The 12,433-nt window shown below is 58.6% G+C and carries 8 protein-coding genes; 3 read left to right on the top strand and 5 right to left on the bottom strand.

Going from position 1 to position 12,433, the window contains the following annotated elements:
* Window positions 1–152: 152 nt before the first annotated feature.
* The gene (locus AB3226_RS17050; RefSeq protein ID WP_229801896.1) at window positions 153–458 is read left to right on the top strand and encodes a transposase; all 306 of its coding nucleotides are present in this window, start codon (window positions 153–155) and stop codon (window positions 456–458) included.
* Window positions 455–1,291 carry an IS3 family transposase gene (locus AB3226_RS17045; RefSeq protein ID WP_367372336.1) on the top strand — a complete coding sequence of 279 codons (837 nt, stop codon included), beginning with the start codon at window positions 455–457 and terminating at the stop codon, window positions 1,289–1,291. Before AB3226_RS17050 ends, AB3226_RS17045 begins: the two co-directional genes overlap by 4 nt.
* An 82-nt stretch (window positions 1,292–1,373) precedes the next feature.
* Here AB3226_RS17045 and AB3226_RS17040 read toward each other — a convergent pair whose 3' ends face one another.
* From AB3226_RS17040 to putP, 5 genes are all read right to left on the bottom strand, one after another.
* Window positions 1,374–2,213: a 23S rRNA (adenine(2030)-N(6))-methyltransferase RlmJ gene (locus AB3226_RS17040; RefSeq protein WP_010464314.1), complete on the bottom strand. Its 840-nt coding sequence runs from the start codon at window positions 2,211–2,213 to the stop codon at window positions 1,374–1,376.
* Between the two features lie 396 nt (window positions 2,214–2,609).
* Window positions 2,610–2,933 carry a hypothetical protein gene (locus AB3226_RS17035; protein WP_367373903.1) on the bottom strand — a complete coding sequence of 108 codons (324 nt, stop codon included), beginning with the start codon at window positions 2,931–2,933 and terminating at the stop codon, window positions 2,610–2,612.
* 356 nt (window positions 2,934–3,289) lie between these two features.
* Window positions 3,290–4,027 carry a DUF4123 domain-containing protein gene (locus AB3226_RS17030; RefSeq protein ID WP_367373902.1) on the bottom strand — a complete coding sequence of 246 codons (738 nt, stop codon included), beginning with the start codon at window positions 4,025–4,027 and terminating at the stop codon, window positions 3,290–3,292.
* Window positions 4,017–6,035 carry a type VI secretion system tip protein VgrG gene (locus tag AB3226_RS17025; RefSeq protein ID WP_367373901.1) on the bottom strand — a complete coding sequence of 673 codons (2,019 nt, stop codon included), beginning with the start codon at window positions 6,033–6,035 and terminating at the stop codon, window positions 4,017–4,019. The genes AB3226_RS17030 and AB3226_RS17025 overlap by 11 nt, the downstream gene beginning before the upstream one ends.
* A gap of 374 nt (window positions 6,036–6,409) precedes the next feature.
* Entirely contained in the window at window positions 6,410–7,894 is a 1,485-nt protein-coding gene (putP, locus tag AB3226_RS17020) for a sodium/proline symporter PutP (RefSeq protein WP_367373900.1), read from the bottom strand.
* Between the two features lie 461 nt (window positions 7,895–8,355).
* On the opposite strand from putP, the gene putA reads away from it, so the two are divergent.
* Window positions 8,356–12,309, top strand: a complete 3,954-nt coding sequence (putA, locus tag AB3226_RS17015; protein ID WP_367373899.1) for a trifunctional transcriptional regulator/proline dehydrogenase/L-glutamate gamma-semialdehyde dehydrogenase — start codon at window positions 8,356–8,358, stop codon at window positions 12,307–12,309.
* Window positions 12,310–12,433 lie beyond the last annotated feature (124 nt).

Raw genomic sequence — 12,433 nt, 5'->3', positions numbered from 1 at the left:
TGAAAGCATCGCGGGCAAGCCCGCTCCCACAGGTGATGTGTCTGACCACTATGTTGTGATCGACATAAATCCCTGTGGGAGCGGGCTTGATCTGGCCTAATAATTCCGGACACCTCTTAAGGGCGATATGATTTCGCCAATTTGGAGGTTCCATGAAAGAAAGAAGAGTCTTTTCCCGCGAGTTCAAACATCGTGCAGCCAGCATGGTGATTGATGACGGTTGTTCGGTACAGGAAGTCTGCGCGTCGCTGGACATTAGCGCCACCGCGTTGCGGCGCTGGGTGGATCAGGTTCGCAAGGAACACAAGGGGCAACCGGTTCAAGGCACCAAGGCCATTACTGAGGATCAGCGCCAGATTCAGGATTTGAAAGCCAAGATCAAACGCATGGAAATGGAAGCCGAAATCTTAAAAAAGGCTACCGCTCTCTTGATGTCGGATCCCGATCGTTTTCGATGATCGCGGAGCTAAGAGAGTCATTCCCGACCGCCATCCTGTGTCGCGTTTTCGATGTGAAGCGCAGCAGCTTTTACGAATGGCTACAGCGTCTCTCGCGGCCTAAGATCGAGCGCGAAGAGCTCAAGGGGAAGGTGGTCGAACTGCACAGCGAAAGCCGGGAAGCCATGGGGTCCAGAACGATCAGCAAGCATCTGCAGGCCCAAAACATAGCGGTCGGAAGAAGCCTTGTTAAAGCCCTGATGAGGGAAGCCAACATTGTCAGCAAACAACGCCAGCCTCATCCATTCAGATCCAAAGGAGTTGAAGCATTTGTCGCGCCCAACCTGCTCAAGCGCAATTTCAAGCCGACCGCGGTCAATCAAGTCTGGTGTGGCGACGTTACAAGCTTGATGGTAGGCAAGCGCTGGGTTCATCTGGCCATCGTGATCGATTTGTTTGCTCGTCGGGTCATTGGTTGGGCATTTTCGCTGGTCAATGACGCCAACTTGGTGAGTAAAGCGCTACGCATGGCGACAGAGCTTCGAACCTGCCCACCTGGGTTGATGTTCCATTCGGATCAGGGCTGTCAGTACACCAGTCGCAAGTTTCAAGAAGAGCTGATGCGCCATGGCATTTTGCAGAGCATGAGTCATCGCGGGCAGTGTTGGGACAATGCTCCAACGGAACGCTTTTTCGGCACCCTGAAGTCAGAATGGGTCCCTCGCAACGGCTACAGCACGAGCGAGGAAGCACAAACCGATATGGTGCGTTTCTTCATGTACTACAACCGCACCAGGCTCCACAGCTACAACAACTACCTGTCGCCAATAGCTATGGAGCTAAAAGCGGCATAAACACCGTAACTGGTGTCCGGGATTACTTGACCAGATCAGCTTGCCCGCGATGGCGTCGGATCAGACGCCACTAATGCATGTATCAACTCTCGGCAATCAACCAATCCATCTGCCACCCACCCTGGGTCTGTCCAAGCTTCTTGGACAACCACGGCAGCAACTCACGCAACTCCTCTTCCAGCCCCCACGGCGGATTGGCAATCGCCAACCCCGAACCATTCAAGCTATTGGGCGTATCCAACGGATGCACCAACAACTCCACGCGCAACAACTTCGGCGCGCCCGTGCCAGCCAGGTCCTGATAAAAACGCCGCAACATGCGCTGATCCTTCACCGGGTACCAAATCGCTGCCACCGTCTGACGCATCCGGCCAATCGCTTCTTTCAGCGACGCCGCACAACGCTGCATCTCATCGAGCTGCTCGAACGGCGGATCAATCAACATCACCGCCCGCTTCTCCTGCACCGGCAACATCGCACGCGGCACATGCCAGCCTTCGCCCAAGTGAACCTTTACCCGACGATCACCGGCCATGTTGTCCTTGAGCAGCAAGCCGTCTTCGGGGTGCTTCTCATTGAGCATCACCCGATCCTGCGGCCGCGTCAGACGCCGCGCCAACTCCGGCGACCCCGGGTAATAGCGCAACTGGCCATCCGGGTTCATGTCGTGCAGCACCTTCATGTAATCGGCAGTCAGCGCCGGCAAATCCGGCTGATCCCACAACCGCGCGATCCCTTCCAGGTACTCGCCGGTACGACTGGCCTGATCGCCCTGCAGGTCATACAGACCAATACCGGCGTGAGTGTCGAGATAGGCAAACGGCTGCTCCTTGCGCGACATCAAGGCGATGATGCGGGTCAGAGTCAGGTGTTTGAACACATCGGCGTGATTGCCGGCATGGAAGGCGTGACGATAATTCATGATTGCTCCTGCGAAGGCCGGGAAGTTTACCTTGTACCGAGGCGAACGTCAGGGCCTCGCAGCCGAGCGGACAATCTGCCCGGCAATCATCCCAACGCAGAAGCAAGAAAACGATCACACCCCCTAAGCTGCCGAAGGCTGCGATCTGTTGATCTCGCCCTTGTGGCGAGGGAGCTTGCTCCCGCTGGGCTGCGCAGCAGTCCCAAGAAACCTGAAACCACTACAAAACCCCGTGGCGAGGGGGCTCGCCCCCCGTTCGACTGCACAGCAGTCGCCAAACCAACCCCCGCGGTCTGCCTGACAAAACCGGATTGCTGATTCTGGGGCCGCTCCGCAGCCCAGCGGGAGCAAGCTCCCTCGCCACAAAAGCTCCCTCGCCACAAAAGCCACTCGACGCTAGTCCGAAGGCCGAGCCCGCAACCGCCGCCCAATCACATCCAGCACATCACACCCATCGCGCAATGGAATGGCGCAGAGCAAGGCAAAGTCACTGAGAATGAAGGATTCGCACTCAACCGAACCGCGCATCGACATGTTCTCAAGCACCTGGGTGACTGCGCGAATTCGATAGCTGGCGGCGTCGTATAAAACATCGAGCGGCGCGTGGGTATCGACGAACAGCGTGGGCATGTCGGTGCAGTTGCTGGTGAGCGCCATGAAGCGGTTATTGGGGTGGGGGATTGGTTTTTCGTAGGGTGGATCGGGTGTAAGCGTTTTCATTAGAGACTCCCAAAGAATAATAGGAGCTGCCATCAGCCTTCCTACAGGCTAGGGGTGGCAGCTATACGCGAGGTAGGAATATCGAGACCTTTGGGAAAACTCGACCACGCCGAAGCGTGCCCGCGCATAGCCGCCGCAACTGATCTTACGGACGCATGTTAACGACCGCAAACCAAGCATTGACACTATGAGCATCCCATCGGTCTTGAAGGGTTCCTACACCCCGCCACTGAAATTTCAGTGACCACCAGAGACTATCGATGGAATACATTTCAAACCAGTTCACGAAAACCGCCACAACTTGAAGGAAACTTCCGATGACCTTGCCCGGAAATTTCGCCTGGCCCTACACCCGATCAATCCAGTTCCGCCATCAAGTGCTCCAACAACTCAGCTTTTGGCCCGGGAGGTAGGCCTGGCATCGCAAGAAACGTCTCAACCTTCCTGCGCAAAACGCTTTCTGAAAACGCCTCGAGCAGACCCGGATGCTCTTCACTCAACCAGCGCATCAGGTTATTGATAAGTGTCGAAGCATCTTCAGCACCGAGGTGTTGCAGCAGGGATTGAGAAACCTCCCACCACGGGAAAACCTTCGACGTTTTCAGCGCGCTAACGCCTATATCAACCGACTGCCCATTGATCAAACACCTGCGGATCACCGGCAACAGTTCCGAGGTATTCAAATCAGCAGACTGCAAAATCGGCAGCAAATAACGCCCATCCCAAAAGCGGAAAAACACCGCTTTACCATTTGGCAACATGACTTGCGTAAGGCTGCAAAAATGCTCGACCAGCACTTCATGAGAAGCAGAAGAAACCGCCAACCACCCCCAATCGCGAGACTCAGTGGTGGCAACCCACTCCAAAAAATCACTGCCCGCAGCGACGATTCCGACATAGGGCATCACCGCTTCCCACTCGGCATACGCGGTGTCAGCCCAGATCGGGCTCGGCGCTTGAGTCATGATCGAGCGTTGCCAGGCTTTGAACGGTTCAGCAGCACTGGCACTGCTGAAAATCGCAAACAGTTGCTCCGACGGTTTCAGCGGCTGGCGCTCCAGCCAGGCGTGAGGGGACAAAACTTCAGGCAGCACAAACACCGTCCTTGCAGCGCTCGCATTCTTCGCAGAATGGCGCGTCGCTTTGCAGGCTGAGTATTTGTGCGGCACTGAGCAGCGCCGCCGGGGCCGCCGCAAGTTTCAACGGAACATCCGGCAGGCTCGGCGCCGCAGCCATGGCCGCCATCGGTGCGCCACCGACCTGAATCGGCACGCTGCTGAAAATCCCGCCGGGGCCGATGTTGATCCACTGCCCGCCCGCCTGAATGGTCGCACTGGCGCCGCCGTCGATGACCACTTGCTGGCCGGCGCTGACGTGGAATTGCTGACTGGCGTTGAGGGCCTGACTGGTCACGCGAATGTGTCGGTCGCCGACCACCACCAGGTGATCGTCCAGCCGCACTTCGGTCTGGCGCTGACCGTGGGTGATGCGCTTTTCGTCGGCCTTCAGTTCGTGGCGAGCGGTGCCGGTGACGACGATGCTGCGGGCGTTATCGACCTGCACCTGTTGATCGTTCAGTACATGCTGAGTCCAGTTTCGCTGGGCGCGCAGGTAGATTTCCTCGGCGCCCTTGCGATCCTCGATGCGCAATTCGTTGTAACCGCCGCCACCGGGAGTACTTTGGCTGCGGAAAATGCTGCGGGTTTTGTCTGCCGGCAGATCGAGCGGCACCGGGGTCGCCGCGTTGGGCAGGCAACCCATCACCAGCGGTTTGTCGGCATCGGCGTCGACGAATCCCACCAGCACTTCCATGCCGACGCGCGGAATCATCACGCTGCCATAGCGGTCATGCGCCCAGCCAGTGGCGACGCGCAACCAGCAACTGGAATGCTCGTTGAGCTGACCGTCACGGTCCCAGGCGAGTTGAACCTTGACCCGACCGTACTCGTCGCAGTGGATTTCGCTGTCAGTCGGGCCGGTGACCACGGCAGGTTGATAGCCGAGCATCCGTGGTTTTTCTGGCCCCAGCGGCGAGCGAAAGGAAACGTCCCACGGCGTCGCCAGAAAGGTATTGCGATAGCCCTGGAAATCATCCGGGCTGTCGCTGGTGGCCGACTCTTCCAGCACCTGCGGCTGCCGGCCACGGTGTTCGATTTCAGTGATCAACCACAGGTCATTCCACGTCTGACGCGGGTGTTCGGCGAGGTGTAGGAAATGCCCACTGACCAAAGCAGATTCGTCGCCGCGACCTTCAGCCTGGCGGTAATCTGCCCCGTGGCGCTCCAAGATCCGTTGAGCCAGATGCTTGCCGTGTTCGCGATCGGTGAATTGGCCGGGAAAGTGGTAGTCCTCAAGCACCGGTCGCTGCTCGCTGTCGAGGCGGCTTTCGAGTTGCAAACGCGGTTTACGGAAGTCGTAGTCCCTGCGAGTGACCGCTGTAGTCCGGGTTTCCAGCCGCACGCTGAAACGCTTGATCGCTGGCGCATCCGCTGCCATCCCGCTGCCCGGCAGGTACAGCGTCGGTTCGGGCAGGCGGGGGAAAACCGTCTGGTCATCGCCGAACACCAGCAGGTGCCCATCGGGGCTGTGCTGGAAGTGGTAATGAATACCGACTTCTGCACACAACCGCTGGATGAACGCCAGATCGCTTTCGGCGTACTGCACGCAATACTCGCGCTCGGGGTAGTCGCTGCCGAGCTGGAACTCGAAGGCATCGCGCTGGATGCCGTGGTCTTTGAGGATTTGCGTGACGATCGCCGGCACGCTTTTGTGCTGGAAGATTCGCTGATTGATGCGCCGAGCGAGGTACGCCAGGCGCGGTACGAGACTGATTTGGTAGCCCGTCAGGCGTTGGCCGGAATCGCTCTGGCCGACGCGAAAAATCTGACCGTGAATGCCGGAGCCTTGTGCATCGAAACTCAGAAACGCCTGACAGTGCAGCAGGCTTTCGAGGTCAATGTCGGGCCGCTCGCTGACCAGTTCCAGGTCAAAGCGATAGGGTTGGCTGATGGCTTCCTTGCCCGTGAACTCAAGTACCTTGAGCTCATTCTGGACACCGTCGAGGGTCAACGTGAAACGCGGTTGATTGGCAGGCGCGAACATCCGATGTGTCTCTGCAGAATGAAGGCGGGGGATTCTGCATGAGCGACAAGGGGTGTTGACGGAGGGACAAGGAAATCAGATTTGCCCTGTTTTTTTAGGGAATTTTCCTTCACAAGTTGAGATATAGAACTACAGACATTCCTGTCAGAAGCACCACCGAACAACTGTGGGAGCGGGCTTGCCCGCGATAGCGGTGGGTCAGGCAATGTATTTGTGACTGACAGGGCCCTATCGCGGGCAAGCCCGCTCCCACAGTGGAATTTCGATGCTTCATGCCCTACGTCAAAAGAAATAGCGCAAAAAAACGGCCCGCCTCCAAAAGGAAGCGGGCCGTTTTCATGTTCAGCGAAAGATCAGAGCATCAGCTCACCCCATCACTGATTCAGGCGGAAATCCTTCTCGGCCGCTGCAAAGCGATGAAGCATGCCGGCGGTCGGGGTGCCCATTTTGCTGACGAAGTAGATCGCCAGGCTGGCGAAGATGAAACCAGGGATGATTTCGTACAGGCCCAGCAGTTCGAAGTGTTTCCAGACGATCACGGTGATCGCGCCGACCAGGATGCCGGCCAGTGCGCCGTCGCGGGTCATGTCTTTCCAGATCACGGAGATCAGGACAACCGGACCGAACGCAGCACCGAAACCAGCCCAGGCGTAGCTGACCAGACCCAGTACACGGTTTTCCGGGTTAGCCGCCAGAGCGATGGCGATCAAGGCAACCAGCAGCACCATGGCACGGCCGACCCAGACCAATTCAACCTGAGAAGCAGTTTTGCGCAGGAAGGTTTTGTAGAAGTCTTCGGTCAGGGCGCTCGAGCACACCAGCAGTTGGCAGCTCAGAGTACTCATTACCGCCGCCAGAATGGCCGACAGCAACACACCGGCAACCCATGGGTTGAACAGGATTTTCGCCAGTTCGATGAACACACGTTCGTGGTTTTCGGTCACAGGACCGGCCACTTCAGGGTGCGCCGAGAAGTAAGCGATACCGAAGAAACCTACAGCGACGGTGCCGCCCAGGCACAGGATCATCCAGGTCATGGAGATGCGACGAGCGTTGGCGATCGACTTGACCGAATCCGCCGCCATGAAACGCGCCAGGATGTGCGGCTGGCCGAAGTAGCCCAGACCCCAGCCCATCAGCGAAATGATGCCGATGAAAGTGGTGTTTTTCAGCATGTCGAAGTTGCTTGGATCTTGCGCTTCGATGGCCAGGAACGTGGTGTCGACGCCGCCGGTAGCCAGCAGCACGATGATCGGCGTCAGCAGCAGGGCGAAGATCATCAGCGTGGCTTGTACGGTGTCAGTCCAGCTCACTGCCAGGAAACCACCGACGAAGGTGTAGGCAATCGTCGCCGCAGCACCGGCCCACAGCGCTGTCTCGTAGGACATGCCGAAGGTGCTTTCGAACAGACGGGCGCCGGCCACAATGCCGGAAGCGCAGTAGATGGTGAAGAACACCAGGATCACGACCGCGGAGATGATCCGCAGCAGGCCGCTTTTATCTTCAAAACGGCTGGAGAAGTAATCCGGCAGGGTCAGTGCATCGCCGTTGTGCTCGGTCTGCACGCGCAGACGGCCGGCGACGAACAGCCAGTTCAGGTAAGCACCGATGATCAGGCCGATGGCGATCCAGCTTTCGGAAAGACCGGACATGTAGATAGCGCCTGGCAGGCCCATCAACAACCAGCCGCTCATGTCGGAAGCGCCCGCGGAGAGTGCGGTCACGACGCTGCCCAGGCTACGACCGCCCAGAATGTAGTCAGAAAGGTTGTTGGTGGAGCGATAGGCCATGAAGCCGATCAGCACCATTGCTGCGATGTAGATCACGAACGTGATCAGAGTTGGATTGCTTACGCTCATTGAGTTACGCCCTGGCATTGTTTTTATGTAACGGCGGCTAGTGAACCGCTCGCAAACGATGACGTTTGACAGACGATTCCGGATCCCGCGCATTTATGACTGATGTTTCCCCAGGAAAGCCATCAGCCGGCACACCGATCTTTTTGACCGGTTGCACCTTGACCGCGAATGCTATTCAACAAAGCAAATAAGGTGCAACCAGTTTCGTGCGAATAAGTTGCACCTAGTCGGATTTACCTGAAAAGGGTCGGTTTTTGCTCCTTTTTAGGGCGTTTTCCGGGTTTCGCTAGAAGTAAAAGCACCAAGCAGGCGCGGGAGGGATGTACCAGAATTGATTTCCTGACGAGCTGCTTATTATTCCGACAAAAAAAGGGTTGCACCCGGTTGCACCTCGACCGACGCACAGCTAATCTTGCCGCCAGCTGATGCCACGCGGTCGTGGCAAACATGAGGATAAAAATATGGCTACCACCACTCTTGGGGTCAAACTTGACGACCCGACCCGCGAACGCCTCAAGGCCGCCGCGACCTCGATTGATCGCACGCCGCACTGGCTGATCAAGCAGGCAATTTTCAATTACCTGGAAAAACTCGAGGGTGGTGCAACCCTGTCCGAGCTGAACGGCTTGAACGGCAAGGAAGTTGACGAAGCGGGCGAGATCCACGTCGATCACGCGCATCAGTGCTTCCTGGAATTCGCTGAAAGCATCCTGCCGCAATCGGTGCTGCGCGCCTCTATCACTGCCGCCTACCGTCGCCCGGAACCTGAAGTGGTGCCGATGCTGATCGAGCAGGCGCGCCTGCCGGCCGCGATGGCCGACGCCACCAACAAACTCGCCGCCTCGATTGCCGAGAAACTGCGCAATCAGAAAAGCGCTGGCGGCCGTGCCGGGATTGTTCAAGGCCTGTTGCAGGAGTTTTCCTTGTCGTCCCAGGAAGGCGTGGCGCTGATGTGCCTGGCCGAAGCACTGCTGCGCATCCCGGACAAAGGCACCCGTGACGCCCTGATCCGCGACAAAATCAGCACCGGTAACTGGCAGCCGCACTTGGGCAACAGCCCGTCGCTGTTCGTCAATGCCGCCACCTGGGGCCTGCTACTGACCGGCAAACTGGTCGCCACCCACAATGAAGCCGGCCTGACCTCGTCCCTGAGCCGAATCATTGGCAAGAGCGGCGAGCCGATGATCCGCAAGGGCGTCGACATGGCCATGCGCCTGATGGGCGAGCAGTTCGTCACCGGCGAAACCATCGCCGAAGCGCTGGCCAACGCCAGCAAGTTCGAAGCCAAAGGCTTCCGCTATTCCTACGACATGCTGGGTGAAGCTGCACTCACTGAACATGACGCCCAGAAGTACCTGGCCTCGTACGAACAAGCCATCCACTCGATCGGCAAAGCCTCTCACGGTCGTGGGATTTATGAAGGCCCGGGCATTTCGATCAAGCTGTCCGCCTTGCACCCGCGTTACAGCCGCGCCCAGTACGAGCGCGTGATGGAAGAGTTGTACCCGCGCCTGCTGTCGCTGACTCTGTTGGCCAAGCAATACGACATCGGCCTGAACATCGACGCCGAAGAAGCCGACCGCCTCGAGCTGTCGCTGGATCTGCTGGAGCGTCTGTGCTTCGAGCCGCAACTGACCGGCTGGAACGGCATCGGCTTCGTGATCCAGGCCTACCAGAAGCGTTGCCCGTATGTGATCGACTACGTGATTGACCTGGCTCGCCGCAGCCGTCATCGCCTGATGATCCGTCTGGTAAAAGGCGCGTACTGGGACAGCGAAATCAAGCGCGCCCAGGTCGAAGGCCTGGAAGGCTATCCGGTCTATACCCGCAAGGTGTACACCGACGTTTCCTACATCGCCTGCGCCCGCAAGTTGCTGTCGGTGCCGGAAGTCATTTATCCGCAGTTCGCCACGCACAATGCCCATACCTTGTCGGCCATCTACCACATCGCCGGTCAGAACTATTACCCTGGCCAGTACGAGTTCCAGTGCCTGCACGGCATGGGCGAGCCGCTGTACGAACAGGTTGTAGGTAAAGTTTCCGAAGGCAAGCTGAACCGTCCGTGCCGCGTGTACGCACCGGTTGGCACACACGAAACATTGTTGGCGTATCTGGTGCGTCGTCTGCTGGAGAACGGCGCGAACACTTCGTTCGTTAACCGCATCGCCGACCAGTCTATTTCGATTCAGGAGTTGGTGGCCGATCCAGTGGCCAGTATCGAGCAGATGGCGACGCTGGAAGGCGGCTTCGGCCTGCCGCACCCGCGTATCCCGCTGCCGCGTGATCTTTATGGTGCCGAGCGCGCCAACTCCAGCGGCATCGACATGGCCAACGAACATCGTCTGGCTTCCCTGTCGTGCGCCCTGCTGGCCACTGCTCACAACAACTGGAAAGCCGCGCCGATGCTCGGTTGCGCGTCCAGCACCGAAACCCCTGCGCCAGTCCTGAACCCGTCCGATCTACGTGACGTGGTTGGCCATGTGCAGGAAGCCACCGTCGAAGACGTCGACAATGCGATCCAGTGCGCCCTGAAAGCCGCGCCGATCTGGCAGGCGACCCCGCCGGCCGAACGCGCCGCGATTCTGGAACGTGCCGCCGATTTGATGGAAGGCGAGATCCAGCCGCTGATGGGCCTGTTGGCTCGCGAAGCCGGCAAGACCTTTGCCAACGCCATCGCCGAAGTGCGTGAAGCCGTGGACTTCCTGCGTTATTACGCGGTGCAGGCTCGCAACGATTTCACTAACGATGCCCACCGCCCATTGGGTCCGGTGGTCTGCATCAGTCCGTGGAACTTCCCGCTGGCGATCTTCAGTGGTCAGGTCGCTGCTGCACTGGCCGCCGGTAACCCGGTACTGGCCAAACCTGCCGAACAAACCCCGTTGGTGGCCGCTCAAGCCGTGCGCTTGCTGATCGAAGCCGGGATTCCGGAAGGCGTGCTGCAACTGCTGCCGGGCCGTGGTGAAACTGTCGGCGCCCGTCTGGTCGGCGACGATCGCGTCAAAGGCGTGATGTTCACCGGCTCCACCGAAGTCGCTCGTTTGCTGCAACGCAACGTCGCGGGTCGTCTGGATGCTCAAGGTCGCCCGATTCCACTGATCGCCGAAACCGGTGGCCAGAACGCGATGATCGTCGACTCTTCGGCACTGACCGAACAAGTTGTGATCGACGTCGTATCCTCGGCTTTCGACAGCGCCGGTCAACGCTGCTCGGCGCTGCGTGTACTGTGCCTGCAGGAAGATTCCGCTGACCGTGTCATCGAAATGCTTAAAGGTGCCATGGCTGAATGCCGTCTCGGCAACCCTGAGCGCCTGTCCGTGGACATCGGCCCGGTGATCGACGCCGAAGCCAAGGCCGGTATCGAGAAGCACATCCAGGCCATGCGCGACAAAGGTCGCAACGTGTACCAGGTGGCAATTGCCAACAGCGAAGAAGTCAAACGCGGCACCTTCGTGATGCCGACCCTGATCGAACTGGAAAGCTTCGACGAACTGCAACGGGAGATCTTCGGCCCAGTACTGCACGTGGTTCGCTACAAGCGCAAAGAGATCGATCAACTGATTGGCCAGATCAACGCTTCCGGCTACGGCTTGACCCTGGGCGTGCACACTCGCATCGACGAGACCATCGCCAAGGTGATCGACAACGTCAACGCGGGTAACGTTTATGTGAACCGCAACATCGTCGGCGCTGTGGTCGGCGTGCAACCGTTCGGCGGTGAAGGCCTGTCGGGCACTGGCCCGAAAGCCGGTGGTCCGCTGTACCTGTACCGCTTGCTGTCGACACGTCCTACCGATGCGATTGAACAATCCTTCGCTCGCGGCGATGCAATCGCTGCACCGGACGTCCGCCTGCGTGATGCCATGAGCAAACCGCTGACTGCGCTGAAAGCCTGGGCCGACAGCAACAAACTCGCAGACTTGAGCACCCTGTGCGTACAGTTCGCGGCGCAATCGCAAAGCGGGATCACCCGTGTTCTGGCGGGCCCGACCGGTGAGCGCAATAGCTACGCGATCCTGCCGCGCGAACACGTGCTGTGCCTGGCGGACGTCGAAGGCGATCTGCTAACTCAACTGGCGGCGGTGTTGGCCGTAGGCGGATCGGCGGTGTGGCCGGACGCTGAACCGGGCAAGGCTTTGTTCGCACGCTTGCCGAAAGAAATCCAGGCGCGGATCAAGCGGGTTGGCGACTGGACCAAGGATGAGGTGGTAATTGATGCGGTTCTGCATCATGGCCATTCCGATCAGTTGCGTGCGGTCTGCCAGCAAGTGGCCAAGCGTGCCGGCGCGATTGTTGGGGTTCATGGTTTGTCCCAGGGCGAAACCAACATTGCGTTGGAACGTCTGGTGATCGAGCGTGCATTGAGCGTTAACACCGCTGCGGCGGGTGGCAACGCCAGTTTGATGACGATCGGCTAAACCGCAACAAGACCGGGCACCTGCAATGGGTGCCTGGTTAGCAGGACCCTTGTGGGAGCGGGCTTGCTCGCGATAGCGATGTATCAGTCACTGATGATATTGACTGGTCTGACGCCATCGCGGG

Source organism: Pseudomonas lini (assembly GCF_964063345.1).
Classification (GTDB): domain Bacteria; phylum Pseudomonadota; class Gammaproteobacteria; order Pseudomonadales; family Pseudomonadaceae; genus Aquipseudomonas; species Aquipseudomonas lini_B.
The sequence above is the reverse complement of the archived record's forward strand: the minus strand, read 5'-3'. Positions and strand labels throughout refer to the sequence as shown.

What these genes read in the sequence shown, in the direction of transcription:
- AB3226_RS17050 (WP_229801896.1), top strand. Translation starts at nt 153, where the DNA reads ATGAAAGAAAGAAGAGTCTTTTCCCGCGAGTTCAAACATCGTGCAGCC.
- AB3226_RS17045 (WP_367372336.1), top strand. Translation starts at nt 455, where the DNA reads ATGATCGCGGAGCTAAGAGAGTCATTCCCGACCGCCATCCTGTGTCGC.
- AB3226_RS17040 (WP_010464314.1), bottom strand. Translation starts at nt 2,213, where the DNA reads ATGAATTATCGTCACGCCTTCCATGCCGGCAATCACGCCGATGTGTTC.
- AB3226_RS17025 (WP_367373901.1), bottom strand. Translation starts at nt 6,035, where the DNA reads ATGTTCGCGCCTGCCAATCAACCGCGTTTCACGTTGACCCTCGACGGT.
- AB3226_RS17035 (WP_367373903.1), bottom strand. Translation starts at nt 2,933, where the DNA reads ATGAAAACGCTTACACCCGATCCACCCTACGAAAAACCAATCCCCCAC.
- putP (WP_367373900.1), bottom strand. Translation starts at nt 7,894, where the DNA reads ATGAGCGTAAGCAATCCAACTCTGATCACGTTCGTGATCTACATCGCA.
- putA (WP_367373899.1), top strand. Translation starts at nt 8,356, where the DNA reads ATGGCTACCACCACTCTTGGGGTCAAACTTGACGACCCGACCCGCGAA.